Source organism: Sphingomonas suaedae, assembly GCF_007833215.1.
In the GTDB taxonomy this organism is placed as follows: Bacteria; Pseudomonadota; Alphaproteobacteria; order Sphingomonadales; family Sphingomonadaceae; genus Sphingomonas; species Sphingomonas suaedae.
Genome location: NZ_CP042239.1, coordinates 2,437,436 through 2,459,102, shown reverse-complemented (window position 1 = coordinate 2,459,102; position 21,667 = coordinate 2,437,436). Strand labels below are relative to the sequence as shown.

General features: G+C 66.8%; 20 protein-coding genes and 1 tRNA gene. 8 read left to right on the top strand and 13 right to left on the bottom strand.

Annotated features, from left to right (window positions below; genetic code table 11):
- Positions 1–29: 29 nt before the first annotated feature.
- The gene (locus FPZ54_RS11735) at positions 30–1,463 is read right to left on the bottom strand and encodes an aldehyde dehydrogenase family protein (protein WP_145847437.1); all 1,434 of its coding nucleotides are present in this window, start codon (positions 1,461–1,463) and stop codon (positions 30–32) included.
- A gap of 26 nt (positions 1,464–1,489) precedes the next feature.
- Entirely contained in the window at positions 1,490–2,629 is a 1,140-nt protein-coding gene (locus tag FPZ54_RS11730) for a fumarylacetoacetate hydrolase family protein (RefSeq protein ID WP_145847435.1), read from the bottom strand.
- Between the two features lie 132 nt (positions 2,630–2,761).
- On the opposite strand from FPZ54_RS11730, the gene FPZ54_RS11725 reads away from it, so the two are divergent.
- Genes FPZ54_RS11725 through FPZ54_RS11710 form a run of 4 tightly spaced genes read left to right on the top strand, consistent with a single transcriptional unit; the run spans position 2,762 to position 9,463 of the window.
- Positions 2,762–4,399 (top strand): glycoside hydrolase family 43 protein, encoded by a 1,638-nt coding sequence (locus FPZ54_RS11725; RefSeq protein WP_145847433.1) that lies wholly within the window; start codon positions 2,762–2,764, stop codon positions 4,397–4,399.
- Positions 4,396–5,901: a tryptophan halogenase family protein gene (locus FPZ54_RS11720; RefSeq protein WP_145847431.1), complete on the top strand. Its 1,506-nt coding sequence runs from the start codon at positions 4,396–4,398 to the stop codon at positions 5,899–5,901. The genes FPZ54_RS11725 and FPZ54_RS11720 overlap by 4 nt, the downstream gene beginning before the upstream one ends.
- Entirely contained in the window at positions 5,898–7,004 is a 1,107-nt protein-coding gene (locus FPZ54_RS11715) for a tryptophan 7-halogenase (protein ID WP_145847429.1), read from the top strand. Before FPZ54_RS11720 ends, FPZ54_RS11715 begins: the two co-directional genes overlap by 4 nt.
- Positions 7,004–9,463, top strand: coding sequence for a glycoside hydrolase family 3 protein (locus tag FPZ54_RS11710; protein ID WP_145847427.1), 2,460 nt, complete (start codon positions 7,004–7,006; stop codon positions 9,461–9,463). Before FPZ54_RS11715 ends, FPZ54_RS11710 begins: the two co-directional genes overlap by 1 nt.
- Before the next feature lies 1 nt (position 9,464).
- Here FPZ54_RS11710 and FPZ54_RS11705 read toward each other — a convergent pair whose 3' ends face one another.
- The 5 genes from FPZ54_RS11705 to FPZ54_RS11685 form a co-directional block, all read right to left on the bottom strand.
- Positions 9,465–10,949 (bottom strand): tryptophan halogenase family protein, encoded by a 1,485-nt coding sequence (locus FPZ54_RS11705; protein WP_145847425.1) that lies wholly within the window; start codon positions 10,947–10,949, stop codon positions 9,465–9,467.
- Positions 10,950–11,013: 64 nt separating this feature from the next.
- Positions 11,014–12,141: a hypothetical protein gene (locus FPZ54_RS11700; RefSeq protein ID WP_145847423.1), complete on the bottom strand. Its 1,128-nt coding sequence runs from the start codon at positions 12,139–12,141 to the stop codon at positions 11,014–11,016.
- A complete protein-coding gene (locus tag FPZ54_RS11695; RefSeq protein WP_239019553.1) occupies positions 12,138–13,127 on the bottom strand; it encodes a glycoside hydrolase family 5 protein in 990 nt (329 codons plus the stop codon). The genes FPZ54_RS11700 and FPZ54_RS11695 overlap by 4 nt, the downstream gene beginning before the upstream one ends.
- Before the next feature lie 132 nt (positions 13,128–13,259).
- A complete protein-coding gene (locus tag FPZ54_RS11690) occupies positions 13,260–14,423 on the bottom strand; it encodes an alpha-hydroxy-acid oxidizing protein (protein ID WP_145847422.1) in 1,164 nt (387 codons plus the stop codon).
- 185 nt (positions 14,424–14,608) lie between these two features.
- Positions 14,609–15,208, bottom strand: a complete 600-nt coding sequence (locus FPZ54_RS11685; RefSeq protein WP_145847420.1) for a TetR/AcrR family transcriptional regulator — start codon at positions 15,206–15,208, stop codon at positions 14,609–14,611.
- 101 nt (positions 15,209–15,309) lie between these two features.
- On the opposite strand from FPZ54_RS11685, the gene FPZ54_RS11680 reads away from it, so the two are divergent.
- The gene (locus tag FPZ54_RS11680; protein ID WP_145847418.1) at positions 15,310–16,320 is read left to right on the top strand and encodes an NAD-dependent epimerase/dehydratase family protein; all 1,011 of its coding nucleotides are present in this window, start codon (positions 15,310–15,312) and stop codon (positions 16,318–16,320) included.
- A gap of 5 nt (positions 16,321–16,325) precedes the next feature.
- Here FPZ54_RS11680 and FPZ54_RS11675 read toward each other — a convergent pair.
- Positions 16,326–16,402 (bottom strand) — tRNA-Arg (locus FPZ54_RS11675).
- Between the two features lie 78 nt (positions 16,403–16,480).
- On the opposite strand from FPZ54_RS11675, the gene FPZ54_RS11670 reads away from it, so the two are divergent.
- Positions 16,481–17,203, top strand: a complete 723-nt coding sequence (locus FPZ54_RS11670) for a queuosine precursor transporter (RefSeq protein WP_145849766.1) — start codon at positions 16,481–16,483, stop codon at positions 17,201–17,203.
- A gap of 62 nt (positions 17,204–17,265) precedes the next feature.
- Positions 17,266–17,691, top strand: a complete 426-nt coding sequence (locus FPZ54_RS11665; RefSeq protein WP_145847416.1) for a hypothetical protein — start codon at positions 17,266–17,268, stop codon at positions 17,689–17,691.
- Positions 17,692–17,745: 54 nt separating this feature from the next.
- Here the strand turns inward: FPZ54_RS11665 and FPZ54_RS11660 are convergent, their stop codons facing one another.
- The 3 genes from FPZ54_RS11660 to purS form a co-directional block, all read right to left on the bottom strand.
- The gene (locus FPZ54_RS11660; protein WP_145847414.1) at positions 17,746–18,441 is read right to left on the bottom strand and encodes a Crp/Fnr family transcriptional regulator; all 696 of its coding nucleotides are present in this window, start codon (positions 18,439–18,441) and stop codon (positions 17,746–17,748) included.
- A 103-nt stretch (positions 18,442–18,544) separates the two neighbouring features.
- The gene (gene purQ, locus FPZ54_RS11655) at positions 18,545–19,210 is read right to left on the bottom strand and encodes a phosphoribosylformylglycinamidine synthase subunit PurQ (RefSeq protein ID WP_145847412.1); all 666 of its coding nucleotides are present in this window, start codon (positions 19,208–19,210) and stop codon (positions 18,545–18,547) included.
- Positions 19,207–19,437: a phosphoribosylformylglycinamidine synthase subunit PurS gene (gene purS, locus FPZ54_RS11650; protein ID WP_145847409.1), complete on the bottom strand. Its 231-nt coding sequence runs from the start codon at positions 19,435–19,437 to the stop codon at positions 19,207–19,209. The genes purQ and purS overlap by 4 nt, the downstream gene beginning before the upstream one ends.
- A 146-nt stretch (positions 19,438–19,583) precedes the next feature.
- Between purS and FPZ54_RS19875 the strand changes: the two genes are divergently transcribed.
- Positions 19,584–19,733 (top strand): hypothetical protein, encoded by a 150-nt coding sequence (locus tag FPZ54_RS19875; protein ID WP_186456746.1) that lies wholly within the window; start codon positions 19,584–19,586, stop codon positions 19,731–19,733.
- Positions 19,734–19,869: 136 nt separating this feature from the next.
- Here the strand turns inward: FPZ54_RS19875 and purC are convergent, their stop codons facing one another.
- Together purC and FPZ54_RS11640 are read right to left on the bottom strand one after the other, a co-directional pair.
- Positions 19,870–20,649, bottom strand: coding sequence for a phosphoribosylaminoimidazolesuccinocarboxamide synthase (gene purC, locus FPZ54_RS11645; protein ID WP_145847407.1), 780 nt, complete (start codon positions 20,647–20,649; stop codon positions 19,870–19,872).
- Positions 20,650–20,752: 103 nt separating this feature from the next.
- Positions 20,753–21,625: a DUF4349 domain-containing protein gene (locus FPZ54_RS11640; protein WP_186456745.1), complete on the bottom strand. Its 873-nt coding sequence runs from the start codon at positions 21,623–21,625 to the stop codon at positions 20,753–20,755.
- Positions 21,626–21,667: the final 42 nt, after the last annotated feature.

The window sequence follows — 21,667 nt, the reverse complement described above, 5'->3', positions numbered from 1 at the left end:
GGCCGATCCGGTGGACGTCTGCAACAAGCTCAATCCCCCGAATAGACGGTCTTGACGGTGGTGTAGAATTCGACCGCCGCGAACCCCTGTTCGCGCGCGCCATAGCTGGATTTGCGCGTGCCGCCGAAGGGCACGTGATAGTCGACGCCTGCGGTCGGCAGATTGACCATCACCATGCCGGCGCGGATCCGCTTGCGAAAATCGCGCGCGTATTTGTGGCTGGTGGTGACGATGCCGGAGGACAGGCCGAACTCGCCCTGGTTGGCGATCTCCAGCGCGTGCTCATAGTCGCGCGCGCGGACGGTCGAGACGACGGGGCCGAACACTTCCTCGCGGTTGATCGTCATGTCCGGATCGGTGTCCGCGATCAGCGTCGGCGCCATGAAATAGCCGGGCGTGTCGAGCTTGAGCGGGTCGGCGCCGCCGCTGGCGAGACGGCCGCCTTCCTCGACCGCGAGGCGGACATAGCGGAGATTCTGCTCGAACTGGCTCTCGCTCGATGCCGGGCCGACCTGGGTGTCGGAGGCGAGCGCCGCGCCGACCTTGAGCCCCTTCGCGCGCTCGGCGAGCGCTTCGACGAAGCGGTCATGGATCGCATCCTCGACGATCACCCGGCTCGACGCGGTGCAGCGCTGGCCGGTCTGGAAGAAGCCGCCGTCGAGCGCGATGGCCACGGCCTTGTCGAGATCGGCGTCGGCGAGCACGACCAGCGGGTTCTTGCCGCCCATCTCGAGCTGAACGCGGGCCTGCCGCGTCATCGCGCCCATGCCGACCTTGGCGCCGACGCCCTGCGAGCCGGTGAAGCTGATCGCGTCGATGCCCGGGTGATCGACGATCGCCTGGCCGACGCCGCCCTGGCCCAGCACCATGTTGAACACGCCGGGAGGCGCGCCGCATTCCTGGATGATGTCGGCGAGCGCGCTCGCGACCGCCGGGGTGACATTGGCGGGCTTGATCACGACGGTGTTGCCAAAGGCGAGCGCGGGCGCGGCCTTCCAGGCGGGGATCGCGATCGGGAAGTTCCACGGGGTGATCAGGCCGACGACGCCCACCGCCTCGCGATAGGTGGCGACGTCGAGACCCGGCCGCGTCGATTCGAGCGTCAGCCCATGGCGGCGCAGCGCTTCCCCACCGAAATAGCGGAAGATGCGCGCGGCGCGCATCACCTCGCCCATGCCCTCGGCGCGGGTCTTGCCTTCCTCACGCGCGAGCAGTTCGCCGAGCTCGGCGGCGCGCGCCATGATCGTGGCGGCAACCTTGTCGAGCAGATCGGCGCGGACTTCGGGCGAGGCGGACGCCCAGCCGGGCTGCGCGGCACGCGCGGCCTGAACCGCCTGGTCGACGGTTGCAGCATCGCCTGCGGCAAAGGTCGCAACGACCTCGTCGGTGTTGGACGGGTTGCGGCTTTCCAGCGGCGCGTCGACGGCGACGCGCTCGCCATTGATGAGGTGGGTCAGCTTCATGATGCGCAATTCCTGCAATTCAGAGTTCAGATCCGGTCGGCGAGTCCACGACGGACGAGGTCACGAACAAAAACGCTGATTCCAATTTCCCATATGGGCGCATTTTTCGATGTCGTCACCGTATTGGCGAGCGTGCCGAGCCGGGGCGAGGCGATGGTCACCCGATCGCCGATCTTGTGCGTGAACCCGCCGCCCACAACATCGCGATCCTGCGTCGGCGCGAACAGCGTGCCGAGGAACAGCACGAACCCGTCGGGATAGTGATGCTCGCTCATCGCCTGGGCGGCGATGTCGAGCGGGTCGCGGCTGATCTCGCTCATCCGGCTGGTGCCGGTGAGCCGGAAGCCGTCCGTGCCCTCGATCGTCAATCCGACGTCGGCGCTGCGCACGTCGTCGATGGTGAAGTCGTCGTCGAACAGGCGGATGAAGGGACCCAGCGCGCAGGACGCGGTATTGTCCTTGGCCTTGCCCAGCAACAGCGCCGAACGCCCCTCGAAATCGCGCAGATTGACGTCGTTGCCCAGCATCGCCCCGACCGTTTCACCGCGGCTCGATACGGCAAGGACGATTTCCGGTTCGGGGTTGTTCCAGCTCGAATCCGATCGCACCCCGATCGGTGCGCCGTGCCCCACCCCCGACAGAACGGGGGACTTGGTAAAGACTTCCGCATCCGGGCCGATCGCGACCTCCAGATATTGCGACCACATGCCGTCTTCGATCAGCGCGCGCTTGAGTTCGGCGGCTTCGGGCGAACCGGGGACGACCGCGCGGATGCCGCTGCCGACCCGCTCCTCCAGCCGCCCGCGGATCGCCGCCGCCTGGCTGGCGTCCCCGCGCGCGCGCTCTTCGATCACCCGCTCGATCGCAGAAACGGCGAAGGTGACGCCCGCCGCCTTGATGCACTGAAGATCGATCGGGGCGAGCAATGTCGCGCCGTCGGGAAGCTGCGGGTCGCGGGCGTCGAGGTCCGCGATGCGGCGTCCATGCTGCGGGGTCGTGTGGCCGCGTTCGATCGCGCCCGAGACGCTCGCGCTGCTGGGGGTAAGGTCGTGCAGCGCACCATCGGCGATCAGAACCGGTACCGGACCATCGCCCAGATCGATACGGCCGAGGAAGTTCCCCATGTGCCAATCGTCCGGCAAGAGACCCGCAAGCGAGACGGCCATCGTCAGAACCCCTCCGTCCTCATTCTTCTTGATAGCGCTAACATCATGCTCCTATGAAGGTGTCAAGGCCGTCCGCGAAAAAGGGCGGTGCGGATCGGGAAAGAACCGGCACGATAGGTGAGAGGGAGCAGGATGAAGGGTTTTTGCGCGCTGTTGTCGATGCTGATCGCTGCTGCACCGGTTGCTGCGCAGCAGGGAAGCGCACGATTCGACTATGTCGCTTATGCGGCAGAGGCAGAGCCGCGTGAGCTTCCGCCGGGGCATTTCGCGAATCCGGTGCTGCCCGGCTTCCGCCCCGACCCGTCGATCGTGAAGGTGGGGCAGGATTTCTACCTCGTCACATCGACCTTTGCCTGGTTCCCGGGAATTCCGGTCTATCATAGCCGCGACCTCGTCAACTGGCGTCAGATCGGCAACGCGATCGACCGTCCGGAGATGCTCGATTTTAGCGGGCTGGCGCTGGATCGCGGGGTCTTCGCGCCGACGATCGAATATCATGACGGTACCTATTACATCCTCAACACCTGCGTCGGGTGCAGCGACAATTTCATGCTGACCGCAAAGGATCCGGTCGGGCCGTGGAGCGGACCACATTGGCTCAGTTTTGGCGGGATCGATCCGTCGATCTATTTCGAGAACGGCCGCGCCTGGATCGTCAACAACGACGCGCCACCAGGAAAGCCCGAATATGACGGACACCGGGCCTTGTGGCTGCAGGAGATCGACCTCGCGACCTACAAGATGAAGGGGCCGCGCCACCTGCTGGTGGACAAGGGGGTCGACCCGTCAACCAAGCCGATCTGGGCGGAGGGGCCGCATATCTACAAGGTCGATGGCTGGTATTACCTGTCGGCTGCCGAGGGCGGGACGGCGGATCAGCACGCGCAGACCATCTATCGCGCGCGCACGCTGACCGGCCCCTACACGCCAGGCCCGGTCAACCCGATCCTGACCCAGCGCGACCTGCCCGACGATCGCCCGAACCCGGTACAGGCAACCGGTCACGCCGATTTCGTGAAGCTGGACGACGGCAGCTGGTGGGCGGTATTCCTCGCCACGCGCCCGTTCCGCGGGCAGGAGACGTTGCTGGGCCGTGAGACCTTCCTGCTGCCGGTGACCTGGAAGGACGGCTGGCCATCGATCCTGCCGCCCCGCACGCCGCTTCCCGCCAGCGTCGCGCGACCGAAACTCCCCGCCTCGCGCGGCGAGGCGCGCGACTGGCGCGAGGAGTTCGATGCGCCGAAGCTCACCGATGACTGGCTGATGCTGCGCACGCCAAAGGGCGCGCCATGGTGGCGGATCGCGAATGGGTCGCTGACGCTCGACGCACGCCCGGTCGCGGCTGGGGCGCTCGCCCAGCCGAGTTATATCGGCAAGCGTATGCGCCACGCGGAGGCCAGCTGGACGACGCGTGTGGCCTTCGATCCCAAGGGGGCGTCGGATCGCGCGGGGTTGCTTGCGGTCGCCGACGAGAATCACTTGATGTTCGTGGGGCTTGAAGGCGACAAGCTGGTCGTGCGGCGCCGAATCTCAAAGGACGAACCGGAGAATGGCGTGACGATCGCCTCGGTTCCGCGTGGCGGGGCGAGCGAGGTCGAGCTGAAACTGAGCTTCGACAAGGGCGTCGCACAGGCCGACTGGCGCCCGGTCGGCGAAACCGCATGGCGCAGCATCGCGCGCAACATCGACGTGTCGCGGCTCGCCACCATTCATGCCGGGCTGTTCATGGGACTGGTCGTCGGCCCGCACGCGGCATCGGGAACGCCATGATCGATCCGGTGCGCGTCGTCATCGTCGGGGGCGGAACCGCAGGGTGGATGACCGCATCCGCCCTCGCGCGGTTCCTGCCCGGCGTGGCGGACGTGCGCCTGATCGAATCCGAGGAGATCGGCATCGTCGGGGTGGGGGAGGCGACGCTGCCCCACCTGCGCGCGTTTCTCCAGCGGCTCGGCATCGACGAGGCCGAGATGATGCGCGCCACCAACGCCACCTTCAAGCTGGGGATCGACTTCCGCGATTTCGGTGCGATCGGCGACCGCTATGTTCACCCGTTCGGCGCCTATGGCGTCGATCTGGCGGGGGTCGGGTTTCACCATTACTGGCTGCGCGCGCGGGAAGAAGGATCGCGGCGGAGCCTTGAGGACTATTCGCTCCCCATCGTGGCGGCGCGGGCCAATCGTTTCGCCTTCCCCCCCGCCGATGGTGACTTTCTCGCGACCAGCTATGGCTGGGCGTACCAGTTCGACGCGACCAAGTTGGCGCCGATGCTGCGCGGCTATAGCGAGGCGCGCGGCGCGGTTCGCACCGAGGGGCGGGTCATCGGCGTCGAACGCGCCGGCGAAAGCGGCGACGTCACGGAGCTGGTGCTCGACAGCGGCGAGCGGATTGCGGGCGACCTGTTCATCGATTGCTCGGGTTTCCGCGCATTGCTGATCGGGGGGGCGATGGACGCGGCGTGGGAGGATTGGTCGCACTGGCTGCCCTGCGACCGCGCCGCGGCGCTTCCGACGCAGAGTATGCCAGGACCGATCGAGCCCTATACCCGCGCCACCGCGATGAGCGCGGGCTGGCGCTGGCGCATCCCGCTGCAGCATCGCGTCGGCAATGGCTATGTTTTTTCGAGCGCCTTCCTGCCGGAGGATGCGGCGTGCGACGCGATCCTGGGCGCGGTCGAGGGCGCGCGACAAGCCGAGCCGCGCATCCTGCGCTTCCGCGCCGGGCGGCGGGCCCAAAGCTGGGTCGGCAATGTCGTCAGTATCGGCCTTGCCAGCGGCTTCCTGGAACCGCTCGAATCGACGAGCATCCACCTTGCGCAAATGGCGGTGATGCGGCTGATCGAATTGTTTCCGGAGCGCCGGATCGACCCCGCCGACCGCGTCGCATTCAATGCCACGGTCGATTATGAATATGACCGCGTCCGCGACTTTCTGATCCTCCATTATCACGCGACGACCCGCGATGATTCGGACTTCTGGAACCATGTCCGCACCATGGCGGTGCCAGACAGCCTCGCCGAAAAGCTGGAGCTGTGGCGCGAGAGCGGCCGGATCGAGAAATATGGAGAAGGCCTGTTCCTCGAACCCAGTTGGGTCGCGGTCTATCTGGGGCAGGGGCAGCTGCCGGAGCGCTACGATCCCCGCGCGGACAATCCGACCGCCCCGGCCCTGACCCGCACGCTTGACGAGATTGCGGGCAGTATCGCGCAGCGTGTGGCGGCAATGCCCGATCATGCAACTGCCTTGCGCGCGCATGGCGCCTGGAGCGGCGTATGAGCGCGGTCGCGCGCGTCGCGGTCCTGGGCAGCGGCGTGATCGCGCTGTCGGCCGCCATCGCCTTTCGCCGCGCTCTGCCCGCTGCCCGCATCACATTGGTCGAGCGCCCCGTCAGTCCCAACGCGCTGCTCGATCGGATCGGCGCGGCGACGCTGACGATCGACGGCTTTCACCGCGCGATCGGGCTGGACCAGGCGCTGTTCATCCGCCGCACCGGCGCGGTGGCGATCCGGCGGGTGGAGCTCGACGGCGTCCAACTCGCCCCGCCCGGTGCGATCCCGCATGTCGATGGCGTCGCGCTGCACCAGCTATGGCTGCGCAGCGAACGCGAACGCACTGGCCGGACAATGCCATGGCCGACGCTGGCTGCGCGCGACGCGGAACCGTTCGGAGTACGTTTCGACATGGCGGCCTATTCGGCGCTGCTCGCCGAGATGGCGGCGGCGCTGGATATCGCGCGGGCGTCGGACGTGCCGGAGGCGGACCTGCTCCTCGATTGCGCCGCGCCCGGCGACGACTGGACCGACTGGTCCGCCCACCTGCCATCGCTGGTCGCCCAGCCGATCTCGAGCGGCGCGCCCGAGGGCGAGACGATCGCGACCGGCGCCGGGGCAGTCGAGTGGCGCAGCCCGCCCTGGGGCTGGCGCCTGTCTCGGGGGGCCGGCTTGCCGCCGGGGCGTCATCCCGCGCCGCGCGCCGGCAACCGCATCGCGCTGGGCGAAGCTACGCTGGTGGCCGAGCCATTCGACGGCCATGCTCTTTCTGCCGCGCACGGCGATATCCTGCGCGCGATCGAGTTCATGCCGCATGCCGAGCCCTCACCGCGCGAGGCCGCGGAATATAATCGCCGCACCGCCATCGCGCACGGGCGGCTGCTGGACTGGGCGACCGAGCGGTGGAACGGCCTGGCGACGCCCGATCTCGCGAACTTGCGCACCGGCTTTGCCGCGCGGGGGCGTATGCCCTATCGCGACTGGGACCCGGTGACGCCGGGCGAGTGGATCGGCTGGTGGCTTGCCCAGGGGGTGCGCCCCGAGCGCATCGATCCAACCGCCCGCGCAGTCGCCGAAACGAAGATCATCCGTATGATGGAGGGGATTTGATGAAGAAGCTGTTGGTTCTGGCGCTCGGCGCCGCGCTCGCCGCGCCGGTCGCCGCGCAAGAGAGCAAGGTCAATCCCGAGATCTGGCCGTCGCCGACCTGGCCGCAGCAGACCGACAACGCTGTCGAGGCGCGCATCAAGGCGCTCATCGCCAAGATGAGCGTGGAGGAGAAGGTCGGGCAGGTGGTTCAGGCCGACATCTCCGCCGTCACGCCGGAGGATGTGCGTACCTATCATCTAGGTTCGGTGCTCAATGGCGGCAGCAGCGGCCCCTATGGCGACGACTTCGCCCTCGCACCCAAATGGCTGCAGCTCGCCGACGAATTCTACGAAGCGTCGATCGACAAGAGCGGCGGGCGCGTCGGCATTCCGGTGATCTGGGGCACCGACGCGGTCCATGGCCACAGCAACATCATCGGCGCGACGCTGTTCCCGCACAATATCGGCCTGGGCGCGATGCGCGACCCGGACCTGATCGAGAAAATTGCGCAGGCGACCGCGCTGGAAATCCGCGCGACCGGCCAGGAATGGACCTTCGCCCCCACCGTCACCGTCCCGCGCGATTTCCGCTGGGGCCGCGCCTATGAAGGCTATTCCTCCGACCCGAAACTGGTCGCTTCCTATGTCGAGCGGATGGTGCGCGGGTTGCAGGGGCCGGGCAATGGCACCAACCTGCTGTCGGGTCCGTACGTCATCGCATCGACCAAGCATTTCCTCGCGGATGGCGGCACGCATGAAGGACGCGATCAGGGCGATGCGCGGATCAGCGAAGCGGAACTGCGCGACGTCCACGGTGCCCCCTATATCCCCGCGATCGAGCAGGGCGTGGCGACGGTGATGGTCAGCTTCTCGAGCTGGAACGGCACCAAGATGACGGGCCACAAGGGGCTGCTCACCGATGTGCTCAAGGATCGCATGAATTTCGGCGGCTTCCTCGTCTCCGACTGGAACGCACACGGCCAGGTCGAAGGCTGCACCAACGCGTCCTGCCCCAAGGCGATCAACGCCGGGCTCGACATATACATGGCGCCCGACAGCTGGAAGCCGCTGTGGAACTCGCTGCTGGCGCAGGTGAAGTCGGGCGAGGTGCCGATGGCGCGCCTCGACGATGCGGTCGCGCGCATCCTGCGCGTCAAGATGCGGCTGGGACTGTTCGAAGCGGGCAAGCCCTCCTCACGCAAATATGCCGGTGACTGGTCGCTGCTCGGCCATGCCGATCACCGTGCGATCGCGCGCGACGCGGTGCGCAAGTCGCTGGTGCTGCTCAAGAACAGCGGATCGGTGCTGCCGGTGAAGGCGGGCGCGCATGTGCTGGTCGCCGGGGACGCGGCGGACGATATCGGCCGCCAGTCGGGCGGCTGGACGCTGACCTGGCAGGGCACCGACGTCACCAACGCCAACTTCCCTGGCGCGACCTCGATCTGGAAGGGGCTCGAGAATGCGGTTACCGCCACTGGCGGCAGCGCCGAACTGGCGCCCGACGGCAAGTTCGCGAAGAAGCCCGATGTCGCGATCGTCGTGTTCGGCGAGACGCCCTATGCCGAGTTTCAGGGCGACCTCAAGACGCTCCAGCTGCGCCCCGAACTGCGCAAGCCGTATGAGACGATGAAGGCGCTCAAGGCGCAGGGCATCCCGGTCGTCGCGGTGATGGTCACCGGCCGCCCGCTGTTCATGAACCCGGAGCTCAACGTCGCCGATGCGTTCGTCGTCGCCTGGCTGCCGGGATCGGAAGGGGCGGGCATCGCCGACCTGCTGGTCCAGCGCAGAGATCGCCGCGCGCCCTATGACTTCGTCGGCAAGCTGCCCGCAGCCTGGCCCGCGACCGCGCGCGCGGACGGCCCGGTGCTGTTCCCGTTCGGCCACGGCCTGACGCTGGCAGGCGGCGCCATGCCGTGGAAGCCGCTGTCCGAGGAATCGGGCGTGGCGGACGAGGACGCCGGCAACGTCTATTTCGCCAATGGCGTGCCGTCGGCGTCCTGGTCGCTCCAGGTGCTGGGCGGAACCGGCGATTCGACGCGGATCACCGCGGTCCCGGCGGACGCCGCCAGCGGGCGCGTGCGGGTGACGGCGGTCAACCATGTGGTGCAGGAAGGCGCGCGCCGCTTCGCGATCGCATCCGGCCCAGCCGATGTCGCGCTCGCGACGCAAGCGCCGCTCGACCTGACGCGTGAGGTCAATGGCGACGTCCTGCTGGTCGCGACGATGCGCGTGGATGCCAAGCCTGCTGGTTCGGTGCAGTTCCGTATGGGCGATGCCGCTGTGCGCGCGACCCCGATCGAGACGGCGGCGCCGGGCGAATGGACCAGCTATGGCGTGCCGCTCAAATGCTTTGCCAAGGGCGGCGCGAACCTCGGCCGCGTCGCTTCCCCATTCACGCTGCGCAGCGAGGGTGCCTTCACCTTCAGTCTTGCCCGCGTCGCGCTCGGCAATGCGGCGGACAAGGTCATCGCCTGCCCGTAAGCTAACGGATCATCGCCGCGATCTGGTCGGCATGGCCGGGAAGCTCCCCGGCCACCTCGGCATAGGTCGCGGCGATGTGCCGCATCGCGGAAGTGACGCGGCCATCGTCCATCGAATCGACCAGCGGGTCGTGCCCCTGCGGCTCGATCCGCTGGCCTAGCAGTACCGCGACCCAGCTCGGCACGCCGAACAGGTCATGGTCGAAGCGCCGCACCCGCCCGCGCTCGCGCCACAATTCCAGCTTTCCGGCAAGACTGTCCGGGATCGCCATCTCCCCGACATGGCGCCAGAACGCCGTGTCGCGGCGCTCCGTCGCCTTGTAGTGCAGCACGATGAAGTCCCGGACATATTCATAGGCTTCATGCATCAGCCGGTTATATTCGTCGCGCCCGCGCGGCCCCATGTCGCGGTCGGGGAACAGCCACATCAGTTTGGCGATGCCGGTCTGAATGAGATGGATGCTGGTCGATTCGAGCGGCTCGATGAACCCCGCCGAAAGCCCCAATGAAACGACATTTCCCTCCCACTGACGCTCGCGCACCCCGGCGGTGAAGGACAGGCTGCGCGGCGCATCGGTCGCGGGCGCATCGAGATTGGCGAGCAAGGTCTCGCGCGTGTCGTCCTCGCTTCCGAACGCACTCGCATAGACGATCCCGTTGCCGGTGCGATGCTGCAGAGGGATGCGCCATTGCCAGCCAAAGCCATGCGCGGTCGATCGCGTCAGCGGCGTCAGCGGATCGACCCGTTCGCACGGCACCGCGATCGCGCGGTCGCAGGGCAGCCAGTGCGACCAGTCGCAATAGCCGACCCCAAGCGCGTCGCCGAGCAACAGGCTGCGAAAGCCCGAACAATCGATAAAGAAATCGCCCGCGACGCACCGTCCATCGTCGAGCACCACCGCCGTGACATGGCCGCTCTCGCCATCCCGCTCGACGCTGGCGATCCGCCCCTCGACCCGACGGACGCCGCCCGCCTCGGCCCGGCGGCGCAGAAAGGCGGCATAGAGTCCGGCGTCGAAATGATAGGCATAGGCCAGCCCGCCCAGCGGCGAGCGCGGGTCGGCGGCAGGGTGGGTGAAGCGGTCCCGCCGCGCCATCTGCGCCGACATCCAATAGTCTTCGAGCGCGCCGATCCGGTGCTTCAGCCAGAATTGGTGAAAGGCGACGCCCTCGAAGTCGTGGCCGACGTCGCCGAACGGGTGGAGGTAGTGGTCGCCCTGCCGCGCCCAGTTCACGAACTCGATACCCAGCTTGATCGTTGCGCCGGTCTCGCGGATGAAGTCGCGCTCGCCGATGCCCAGCCGGTGGTTGAACTCGCGGATCGGCGGGATCGTCGCTTCGCCGACGCCGACCGTTCCGATCGCGTCGGATTCGATCAGAGTGACGGTGCGCCTGCCATCGTTGAGAAAGCGTGCTGCGGCAGCTGCCGCCATCCATCCGGCGGTGCCCCCACCGACGATGACGATGCTGGCGACGGGTGCGTTCATGGCTTCTCGCTAGCAGGTTGCACGGTCGTCCGCACCGTCGCGATCGACGCGCCGGGCGAGCGCTTCAGTTCGCCGGCACCAGCACCGGTTCTTCGCGGATGACATAAACGGGTCCGATCTCGATCTCCTGGCGCGCGGCCCCGGTATGCAGCGTCAGCTGTGCGGTGCCCTCGGCGATGTCCATGCCGGACTGCGTCCGAAACTGGTAGAGCCTCCAGTTCGGCCCGACCTTGACCTGCTTGTCGAGGAAACCGTCATAGGGCGCGGCGTTCTTCTGGATGCGGACCGACAACAGCCCATGACCGTCCGGCGTCGCCGCGGACAGTGTGCGGGCGAGCACCGCGATGGTCAGGATGTCGCCCTCCTTGATCCCGTTGTTCAGTGCGATGCTGGCACCCGAGACATGCGGTGCGCTTCCCGCGGCGGATACGCTGAACAGCGTCCCCACCCGGCCATAGACGTTGGTGACGGTGGGCTTGGTCGTCTGCCCCTCCCCATAGATCCCCCAGTCGCGATTGGCCGGATCGTTGAGCATCCGCCCCTTGTCCTTCAGCTGCGGCGGAAGTTCGGGGTCGGGGGCGGCGGCGGTCTCGACGCGCTTGACCGTGCGGATGCTGGTCGCGCCCTCGACGATGATCGCCTGGCCGATCTCGATCACCTGCTTGGCGCCGGCGAGCTGAAGCCCGACGATCGCCTGCCCGGCCGGGATCGCCTTGTCGGCACGCGTGGTCACCTCGTAAAGCGCCCAGTCGCTCCCGACCTCCAGCGTCTGATCGCCAAAGCCGGGATAGGGGGCGGCGTTTTGCTGGAATCGCACGCCGATCCGGCCCTTGCCGTCCGCCGCTTCGGATTTCAGCGTCCGGGCATAGAAGGCCACGGTATAGTCGCGCCCGGCCACGATCCCGGTGCGTATCGGCACATTGGCGCCGCTGTCATAGATATTGGCGCCGGCGCGCGCGACGGTCACCTGCACCGCCGCGCCCCCGCCTGGAATGGCAGGGTCCTTCACGTTCCTGGTCGTCTGGTCGGTGCCGTAGAAGTTCCAGTCCATCCGCGACGGATCGTTGATCAAGGTTCCCGGCAACGCATCGTCCAGCGCCTGAAGTTCCGGCGTCGGCTGTGCTTGCTGCGCCTGAGCAGCGCCCGGGACGAGCGCGGCCAGCGCCACTGCGGCGATCAGAGCGCGCTTCATTCGGGCAACCCCATCGCACCGCGAAGACCCGGCAGCCATTGCTTCTTCTCCTTGTCGTAAAAGGGGAAGGTGTTGCTGTACGCCCAGGCGCACATGCCGATGTCCAGCGGGCCGAACGCAGCGGTAACCGCGCGGTGATAGTCGACGCGCTGATCGAGGCTGGTGGTCGTATGCGCGCCGGTTTCGCCCATGAAGGGCGTCTTGCCGGTGCGCGCGACATAGGCGCGGATCTTCGCGACATCGCGCTTCAGCCGTTCCGCGTCCTCGGCACTGCCATAGCTTCGCCCCAGCGGCGGCGCGGGGTTGACCCAGCTCGCGCCCTGATGGGTGAAGTCGAACGGCTCATAATAGTGAAAGGTCGGGACGATATGGGGATCGTCGGGCAGCGGCAGCGTCGCCAGACTGTCGATTCCGCTCCAGAATTCGCCGCCGATGATGACCGGTCGGTCGGGATTGGTCTCGCGAATGGCCTTCAGGGCCGGGGTGAGTACGGCGAGCAAATTGCTGTGGTTGAACTTGTCGTGCGGCTCGTTCTCGATCTCGAACCAGACATGCTCGCGCGGCATGTCGGCGAACCGCGCCGCGATCTGGCGCCACATCGCCGCCAGCTGCGGCGCGCTGCCCAGCGGGTCCTTGTGGATCGCATCGAAATGATGGCTGTTGAGGATCACGTTCAGCCCCGCCGCGCGCGCTTGTTCCACCGCGGTGCGGATGCGCTTCATATAGGCTTCGTCGATCTTGAAGTCCGGCCCCTTCCCGGCATGGGTGTCCCACCGCACCGGCAGGCGCACCGTCTTGAACCCCGCCTTGGCAATGATCGCCATATCGTCACCGGCCAGCGGCTTGCCGCCCCAGGCCGATTCGGCCGGCGGCTCGAACGTGTTGCCGATGTTGATACAGGTGCCGACCGGCAATTTGTCGGTGCGGGCGGGTGCCGCCTGCGGTCCGGCGGCAAGCATCGCGGCAAGCGCAATAAGCCCGATCATAGCTCTCTCCATCTCTGCTCCGGCCACTGGCGGGCGGTCGCGACTCGATTGGTAGCGCTATCAGACAACGCTGGTCAATCGGGTTGATTGTAGGAGCGGGCCAGCGCCGCCGTTCAGCACAGCTGAACCGAACTAGGGCAGCCGCCGTGCTCCCGCCGCGCGCAACGCCGCGATGTTCGGAAATCCGTCGACCGCCATCAGCAGATCGGCCTCGGCCAGGATCGATCGCAGGACATGCGCCGCGCCCTCCGCGCCGCCAAGCGCCAGGCCGTAACAATAGGGGCGGCCCACGCCGACCGCAGTCGCGCCGAGCGCCAGCGCCTTGGCAACATCGCTTCCCGACCGGATGCCCGAATCGAACAGCACCGGCACGTCGCCCGCCGCTGCGACGACATCGGGCAACAGGTCGATCGCGGCGATCCCGCCATTGGCCTGACGCCCGCCATGGTTGGAGCAATAGATGCCGTCGGCGCCCTCATCGATCGCGCGGCGCGCATCGTCTGGGTGGCAGATGCCCTTGAGGACGAGCGGCAATTTGGTCAGCGAGCGCAGCCACTTCATGTCGGCCCAGCTCAGTACGCGGCCGAAGGTCGCGGCCCAGGTCATCACCGCCGCGCGCGGGTCCTCAGCCACGGGCTTGGCCAGCATCTTTTGAAAGCGCGGGTCGGACCAGTAGTTGGACAGGACATGCCCGCGCAGCTGCGGGAAGCTGGCGGTGTTGAGGTCGCGCGGCCGCCACCCGGTGACCCAGGTGTCGAGCGTCACCACGATCGCCTTATACCCTGCCGCCTCGGCGCGACTGACCAGGCTCGCCGCAAGTTCGGGGTCCTTGGGCGTATAGAGCTGGAACATTCCCGGCGTGTCGCCCATCGCCGCCGCGACATCCTCCAGCGGATCGTTGGTCAGCGTCGAGACGGTGAGTGGCACCCCGGTCATCGCCGCTGCGCGCGCGGCGGCGATATCGCCATGCCCGTCCTGCGTGCACATGCCCGTCACGCCGACCGGGGCCATGAACAGCGGGGAGGGGAGCTTCATTCCCAACAGTTCGACTGACAGGTCACGGGTCGCGCAATCGACCATCATCCGCGGCACGATGCCCCAATGGCGAAACGCATCGGCATTGGCCCGCTGCGTCTGCTCGTCCCCGCACCCGCCCTGAACATAGTTCAGCAGCGACGGCGCCATCGCCGCCTCGGCGCGCTTTTCAAGGCTGGCGAAATCGACAGGGGTCGTTGGGAGCACGCCCTGAAGGCCCGCGAAATAGATCTGGTGCTGATAATCGCCAAAGTGCGGCATCGCGTCCTCCCCCCGAAACCCTTCGCTTTGCGCGGCGTGGTTGGCGCCCGCGCAGGATAAACATAACGCGCTTATCTCGCAGTTTGCGCTACCATAAAGCCGCTCGTCGGCGTCGCCCACCTTTCCGTTCGGTCGCAGCCAGACTCCACTGCTACGGCACACTTAGCTCAAGTCGCACCGACCCGTCAGGCAGCGAACGCCTTAACCAGGGTGCGCACCACGGCTCGGGCCATATCCTCGATCGGCAGACCGGCTCGCATGGCGGCTTCGACATGTACCGGGTGCACGAACACCGTGACCGCATCGCGCACCACCCCGGCGGCGGTGGCGACATCGTCGATCCGGAACTCGCCGCGCTGCACGCCGTCGTCGAGGATGCGCTCGACCAGTCCGGTCATGGCGCGCCCATAGGCTGCGATGATCTCTGGCCGCTCCTCCATGATCCGGCGATAGAGCGCGTAGATTTCCGGATCGCCGGCCAGTCGCTCGCGCTTGCGCGTCTGGAGCGCCAGCACCATCGCCTCCAGCCGCTCGGCGGCTGGGCCGTCCGCCTCGACGAAGGCGGATGCCATTGCCGCCTCATCGCGCATGGCCTGCTCGACCACTGCGTCGAAAATCTCGGCCTTTGAGCGGAAGTGGCGATAGAGCGTGGTGTGCGAGGTGCCCATCGCCCGCGCGATGTCGACGACATTTGTCTTCGCTCCGCCATAGCGGCGCAGCTGCTCGACCGCGGCGTCGAGGATGCGGGCGCGAACTGGGTCGTCGGCAATCGGCGCATTGTTCATCCGCCGTACCTAGATCGCAAAAGACAGTGTTGCAATAACGAACAGATTATGAAATTTGTTCGATGTAACGCGGCTCCGCGTTGTCGCCAAAGGAACGCCTGATGGAACAGCCTATCCCAACGATATCCCGTACTGCGTTCGTCACCGGAGGCTCCGGCTTTGTTGGCGTCCGGCTCATCGGTCGGCTTGTCGCCGAAGGATGGTCGGTTCGCGCCCTCGGACGCAGCGAAGGCGCATTGCGCAAGGTAGCTGCGCTCGGCGCTGAGCCGGTACGGGGCGATCTGACCGACGGGCAGGCTTTGGCGGTCGGGATGCACGGTTGCGAGGTCGTTTTCCACGTCGCCGCCCACTTCAAACTATGGGGTCGGAATAAGCTGTTCGAGCGGATCAATGTCGGAGGAACACGCGCGGTCGTCGAAGCGGCGCGCGCGACGCCTGGGGTGCGCCGGGTGGTGATGGTGAGCGCCGCCGCGGTCGTGATGGGCAAGCCGGAACCGATGCACTCGGTTCGCGAAGAGGAGCCTCTCCGCTTCAAACGTTATGCCCCCTATTCGGCATCCAAGGCGCGCGCCGAACGGCTGCTGCTCGATGCGAACGGGTCTCGCGCGGGGTTCGAAACGATCGCGGTCCGTCCGCCCTTCATCTGGGGCGCGGGCATGACGACGCTCGACGAGATGGCGCACACCGTCACCGCAGGCCGGTTCCGATGGGTTGGCGGTGGGGGCCAGGCCATGTCGACTTGTCACGTCGACAATCTGTGCCATGCATTGATGCTCGCAGCCGACCGTGGCCGCGGCGGCGAGGCCTATTTCGTGAGCGACGGGCGCGACCGGACGCTGAAGAGCGTGATCGCGCCGCTTCTGGCGACGCGCGGCGTCGATCCCGGCGAGCGCGCGGTGCCCTTTGGGATCGCCTGGGCGTTGGCGGGGGGCATGGGCTTTTTCTGGCGCACGTTTCGCCTCGAGGGCGAGCCGCCGATCACGCGCCAGATGCTGCGCCTGATCGGCAAGGATTTCACGGTCGACATCGGAAAAGCCCAGTCGGAATTGGGATACGGCGCACGCGTGAGCTGGGAGGACGGCCTCGCCGAGATACGCCGGGCCTGCGATTGAAGAAATGGCGCGCCCGGCAGGATTCGAACCTGCGGCCCCAAGCTTAGAAGGCTCGTGCTCTATCCAACTGAGCTACGGGCGCGCGTTTCGACCCGTTAGCGCGGATTGCGTGGGCGGGGAACCGCGATCATAGTCCATGCGGGCTATCACGGGGTTGGCGATGGGCGAAGAGGCGGCACCGGTACGGATCAATGCGGGGCAGGTCGCAGGCGGGCATTTCCGTTACTACGACTATGTGATGGCCGCGTTCTGCGTCATCCTCGTCCTGTCCAATGTGGTGGGCGCGGCCAAAGTGGCGACGCTGGGCGGCCTTACCTTTGGCGCCGGCATCCTGTTCTTCCCCTTGTCCTATGTCATCGGCGACGTGCTGACCGAAATCTACGGCTACGCGCGCGCGCGCCGCGTCATCTGGGCGGGGTTTGCCGCGACCTTCTTCGCCGCCGTCATGTGCTGGGTGATCGTGGCGATGCCCCCCGCGCCCGGCTGGGAGGGGCAGGAGGTGTATGAGGCTGCGTTCGGGCAGGTGTGGCGGATCGTCGGCGCGTCGATGATCGCCTTTTGGGCAGGCGAGTTCGTCAATTCCTACGTCCTCGCGCGGATGAAGCTGTGGACCGGCGGCAAACATCTGTGGAGCCGCACCATCGGCTCGACCGTGTTCGGCCAGGGCATCGACAGCCTGATCTTCTACCCGCTCGCCTTTCTCGGCGTGTGGACGACCGAGCAGGTGCTGATCGTGATGGTTACCAATTGGGGCCTCAAGGTGCTGTGGGAGGTTGTGCTGACCCCCGTCACCTATGCCGTGGTCGGGTTCCTGAAAAAGCGCGAGGGTGTCGACGTGTTCGACGAGGGAACCGACTTCACGCCGTTCCGTACCCGGGTTTGACGGATCGCAAAGTGCGCGCCGGATGATCGGCGCATCGTCGCTCCATCAACAGGAGACTGACGATGAACATGGCCGTTCGGCAGGAACGCTTCCAGGAAGCCGTCTCAGTGGCGGCGCCCGCTGCACCCCTGCGCCGCAATCGCGGCGAGCATGTATTCGACCTGCACCCGGCGCTCCATATCGGCGTGTTCGCGGGCTTCTTTGCCTATCTCGGCATCATGTGGGCCGCCTTTGGCGAAAAGGGGCTGGCCATCCCCTTCGTCATCTTCGCAGTGTTTCTGGCGGCGGCATTCGTCGTCCCCGCTTGGTGGGCGCGGATTGCGCCGGGCGAGGGGCGCAAGCCGGGCTGGAGCGAATTCATCGCCGAAGGGCTTCCCAGTGGATCGGGGTCCGTGACTGCGGGCGGGGCGATCGTCCAGGTGATGATCATGCCCGCGATGCTGGTGCTCTGGGGTCTTATCGTCGCCGCGATCCGTTTCGCAGTCTGATCAACCAAACCTCCCCCTCCGGCGGGCGAGCCCTCGGGTTCGCCCGCTTTTCTTTTATCCTGCGGCAAGATCGTCCAGCGCGGCGCGGTCGCGAATCGCGATGCCGTGGCTGCCCCGCCGCGCGATCAAGCCAGCGGTTTCGAGGGCGGTCAGCGTACGGCTGACCGTCTCGATCGTCAGCCCAAGCAATTGCGCCATCTCCCCGCGCGTCAGCGGTAGCTCGAAGCTCTCGGCGTCATGGCAGGGCGCGGGGCTAGCTGCCCGCGCGAAAGCGAGGATCAGTGCAGCGACCCGCCCCTTGGCCTGGCGCTTGGAAATCAGGTCGATCAGCGCGCGGCTTTCGTCCAGCTCGCGACTGACCTCATCGGGCAGGCGGCGGGCGAGCGCCGGACGCGCATCGCTGAGCGCGGCAACCCGCGAGGCTGGAAACAGGCACGCCTCGCTGTCGGTCAGCGCGGTGACGTGCAGCGTCGCGGTTGAGGCGAACAACTGGCCCAGCATTCCCGCGGGATGGACCAGTGCGACGATCCGCTCGGTCCCGTCGCGATCGATGGTCGACATCTTCGCCGCGCCCCGGGTCAGAGTCGCGCAGACCGTCGCCGAATCGCCTGCCGCGATGATTGTCTCACCACGCACATAGCGGCGATGATGGCCGATCCGGGCCAGCTCGCCGCGATCCTCGGGCGACAAAGCCGAACAGACCGCGCGATCGGCGACCGGGCAGGTATCGCAAACGATCGGTGCGTTCATATGAGGTGCTGCGGGTCCAGCCCCCTCCCCCACCCGGCCATCCATAGAATAGACTGGCGCCGGGTGGCCGGGTGGGGGAGCGGGCTGGTACCGTTCATCACAGTCAAGCCACCGCTTCGAGCAGCCCTTCGAACAGGCGGCGTCCGTCGGTGCCGCCATGCGCGGCTTCGATCTTGCGTTCGGGATGCGGCATCATGCCCAGCACATTGCCGCTGGCATTGACGATGCCTGCGATTTGCCGTGCGCTGCCGTTGACGCTGCCCGCATAGCGGAAGGCAACGCGGCCCTCGCCCTCGATCCGGTCGAGCGTATCCGCATCGGCGAAGTAATTGCCGTCATGATGCGCGACCGGGATCGAGATCGTCTCACCCGCATCATAGCGGCTGGTGAAGATCGACTGGCTGTTCTCGACGGTCAGATCGACATCACGGCAGACGAAGTTCAGTCCCTCGTTGCGCATCAGCGCGCCCGGCAACAGCCCGGTTTCGGTCAGCACCTGAAACCCGTTGCAGATGCCGATGACCGGCACGCCGCGATTCGCCGCCTCGACCACCGCGCGCACCACCGGAGATCGCGCCGCGATCGCGCCGCAGCGCAGATAGTCGCCATAGGAAAAGCCCCCGGGCAGCGCGATCAGGCCAAGGCCGTCTGGAAGGTCGCTCTCGCCATGCCAGACCATCTCCGGCTTGCGGCCGGTCACGCTCTCGATCGCCACCGCCAGGTCGCGGTCGCAATTCGATCCGGGAAAGACGATGACGGCGGTCTTCACTGTTTTTCTACCCGGTAATTCTCGATCACGGTGTTGGCGAGCAGTTTGGTGCACATCGCATCGATATCCGTGTCGGTGATGCCGTCGGCAACGTCGAGTTCGATCAGCTTGCCGACCCGCACTTCGCCCACGCCAGAAAAGCCGAGTGAGCCGAGTGCGTGTTCGATCGCCTTGCCCTGCGGGTCCAGCACGCCGTTCTTCAGGGTGACGACGATGCGCAGCTTCATGGAATTTCCTCCGGGGATTTGCCGCGCCCTATGGGCCTAACGCCACGCGGGTTCAAGATTTCATCGCCCATTTACCGGCTTCGGCGACACTCGGCAGTGCCGAGTCGCCGCCGCAGGGGCGGGGCGCGGTCCTGGAGGTTGGCGAGATGGCATTTCTGGCGATCACCCTGTTCGTCGCGCTGGCGGCGTTCGGCAGGGACTATTTCGGGTGGAGCGACCCGAGCGGGCAGGTTCAGATCGCGCTGATCTGTTCCTTCATCTTCGGGATCATCGCCGGTCTGAAGGCGAAGGGGTAAGCGGCGCGTAGCATCCCACCGTCATCCCCGCGAAAGCGGGGACCCATCTCGTGCGCTGGTCCTCCAACGCAACAGTTGTGCTGGTGGAACGTCCGGGAGATGGGTCCCCGCGTTCGCGGGGATGACGTGCCAAAGACTACTTCCCGCGCTTCTTGCGATGGGTTTCCAGGTCGAGCACCGCCGAATCGGCGCCCTCCGGCAACAGGCCCAGCCGGCGCGCGACTTCCTGATAGGCTTCGACCTCGCCGCCCAGGTCGCGGCGGAACCGGTCCTTGTCCAGCTTCTCGCCGCTCGCCATGTCCCACAAGCGGCAGCCATCGGGACTGATCTCGTCGGCCAGGATGATCCGGGCATAGTCATTGTCCCAGATCCGCCCGAACTCCAGCTTGAAGTCGACCAGCCGGATGCCGATCCCGGCGAACAGGCCCGACATGAAGTCGTTCACGCGGATCGCCATGTCGGCCATGTCGTGCAGCTCTTCCTGGCTCGCCCAGCCGAAGCACAGGATGTGCTCGTCGGTGACCAGCGGATCGCCCAGCGCATCGTCCTTGAAATAATATTCGATGATCGTGCGCGGCAGCGGCGTGCCTTCCTCGATCCCCAGCTTCTTGGCCAGCGACCCGGCGACGACGTTGCGCACCACCACCTCGATCGGGACGATCTCGACCTGGCGGATCAGCTGCTCGCGCATGTTCAGGCGGCGGATAAAGTGGGTCGGGATGCCGATATTGCCGAGCAGCGTGAAGATATGCTCGGAAATCCGGTTGTTCAGGACGCCCTTGCCGTTGATCGTGCCCTTTTTCTGGGCGTTGAACGCGGTCGCGTCGTCCTTGAAATACTGGATCAGCGTGCCGGGTTCGGGGCCTTCGTAGAGGATCTTGGCCTTGCCCTCATAGATCTGGCGGCGGCGTGCCATGGCGGGTCGGGTCCTTCAAAAACGCGGTGCCCCGGCGGCGCGGTCTCCGCGCGGCGCCGGGGCTTCGGTCCGGGCCTATATCGAAACCTGGTCGAGCGCGCAATCAATCGCTCGGCGGCGGAACGACCCGGTTACGCCGCCGCCGCCAGCGCAAGGCCAGCCAGATCAGCGGACCGAACACCAGCACCCATGGGGCGAGTACAATCAGGACGGTGAGCAGCCCGCGAAGCCCGATCAGGAACAGGCTGCCCGAATCGGCCAGCGTATCCCCGATCTGCGCGCCGAACCCGCCGGCATCGGCGGCCTGCGCGTTATAGCCGATCTCGATCGTCGAGAAGGCGACCCGTCCGCGAAGCTCGGTCAGCCATCCCTTCGCCTGATCCAGCTCCTCCTGCGCCTCCGCCACCGCGCGTTCGGCGGCGACCAGATCGCCGACGCCGCCCTGACGGGTGCGCAGAATTTCGGTCAGGCGGCCGACGAGCAGTTCGCGCTGACGGATGCGCGCTTCGGCGTCGACCATCTGCTTGGACACGTCCTCCGCCTCGATCGCCGTATCGACCGGGCGACCGCCCTTGTCCGACGCGACCTTGTTGAGGGTGTCGAGAAAGGCGCGCGCACTCTTGCTCTCGACCCGCAGCTTCAGCGTGCCATTGCCGTAATCGGCCTCGCCGCCGGACCGCTGCAGCCCGGCGACCTGACAGCGCGCTGCGCCCATCTTGTCGCACAGCGCGACATGCGCCTGTTGCAGTGCGGGGATCGCATCGCCCGGCAGGCGATAGCCGACGCGATAGATATAGGCGATGCGGGGCAGGGTGACTGCGACTGGCGCGGTGGTGGCGACGGCATCGCCTTCACCCGCCTTGGGCGCCGCGGTCTCGGCCATCGGCGCCTCCATCGCGGCCTCCTCCGCCACGGCGACATCCTGCTGCTGATCCGCCTGCCCGCAGGCGCTGAGCAGCGCGAGGCCAATCAGCATTGGCGATCCTGTTATCCAGCGCATGGCATCCCCTCCGGCAAC

What these genes read in the sequence shown, in the direction of transcription:
- FPZ54_RS11705 (WP_145847425.1), bottom strand. Translation starts at nt 10,949, where the DNA reads ATGAACGCACCCGTCGCCAGCATCGTCATCGTCGGTGGGGGCACCGCC.
- FPZ54_RS11725 (WP_145847433.1), top strand. Translation starts at nt 2,762, where the DNA reads ATGAAGGGTTTTTGCGCGCTGTTGTCGATGCTGATCGCTGCTGCACCG.
- FPZ54_RS11640 (WP_186456745.1), bottom strand. Translation starts at nt 21,625, where the DNA reads ATGCTGATTGGCCTCGCGCTGCTCAGCGCCTGCGGGCAGGCGGATCAG.
- FPZ54_RS11720 (WP_145847431.1), top strand. Translation starts at nt 4,396, where the DNA reads ATGATCGATCCGGTGCGCGTCGTCATCGTCGGGGGCGGAACCGCAGGG.
- FPZ54_RS11715 (WP_145847429.1), top strand. Translation starts at nt 5,898, where the DNA reads ATGAGCGCGGTCGCGCGCGTCGCGGTCCTGGGCAGCGGCGTGATCGCG.
- purS (WP_145847409.1), bottom strand. Translation starts at nt 19,437, where the DNA reads ATGAAGCTGCGCATCGTCGTCACCCTGAAGAACGGCGTGCTGGACCCG.
- FPZ54_RS11670 (WP_145849766.1), top strand. Translation starts at nt 16,481, where the DNA reads ATGGGCGAAGAGGCGGCACCGGTACGGATCAATGCGGGGCAGGTCGCA.
- FPZ54_RS11685 (WP_145847420.1), bottom strand. Translation starts at nt 15,208, where the DNA reads ATGAACAATGCGCCGATTGCCGACGACCCAGTTCGCGCCCGCATCCTC.
- FPZ54_RS11690 (WP_145847422.1), bottom strand. Translation starts at nt 14,423, where the DNA reads ATGCCGCACTTTGGCGATTATCAGCACCAGATCTATTTCGCGGGCCTT.
- purC (WP_145847407.1), bottom strand. Translation starts at nt 20,649, where the DNA reads ATGGCACGCCGCCGCCAGATCTATGAGGGCAAGGCCAAGATCCTCTAC.
- FPZ54_RS19875 (WP_186456746.1), top strand. Translation starts at nt 19,584, where the DNA reads ATGGCATTTCTGGCGATCACCCTGTTCGTCGCGCTGGCGGCGTTCGGC.
- FPZ54_RS11700 (WP_145847423.1), bottom strand. Translation starts at nt 12,141, where the DNA reads ATGAAGCGCGCTCTGATCGCCGCAGTGGCGCTGGCCGCGCTCGTCCCG.
- FPZ54_RS11660 (WP_145847414.1), bottom strand. Translation starts at nt 18,441, where the DNA reads ATGAACGCACCGATCGTTTGCGATACCTGCCCGGTCGCCGATCGCGCG.
- FPZ54_RS11680 (WP_145847418.1), top strand. Translation starts at nt 15,310, where the DNA reads ATGGAACAGCCTATCCCAACGATATCCCGTACTGCGTTCGTCACCGGA.
- FPZ54_RS11665 (WP_145847416.1), top strand. Translation starts at nt 17,266, where the DNA reads ATGAACATGGCCGTTCGGCAGGAACGCTTCCAGGAAGCCGTCTCAGTG.
- FPZ54_RS11710 (WP_145847427.1), top strand. Translation starts at nt 7,004, where the DNA reads ATGAAGAAGCTGTTGGTTCTGGCGCTCGGCGCCGCGCTCGCCGCGCCG.
- FPZ54_RS11730 (WP_145847435.1), bottom strand. Translation starts at nt 2,629, where the DNA reads ATGGCCGTCTCGCTTGCGGGTCTCTTGCCGGACGATTGGCACATGGGG.
- FPZ54_RS11735 (WP_145847437.1), bottom strand. Translation starts at nt 1,463, where the DNA reads ATGAAGCTGACCCACCTCATCAATGGCGAGCGCGTCGCCGTCGACGCG.
- FPZ54_RS11695 (WP_239019553.1), bottom strand. Translation starts at nt 13,127, where the DNA reads ATGATCGGGCTTATTGCGCTTGCCGCGATGCTTGCCGCCGGACCGCAG.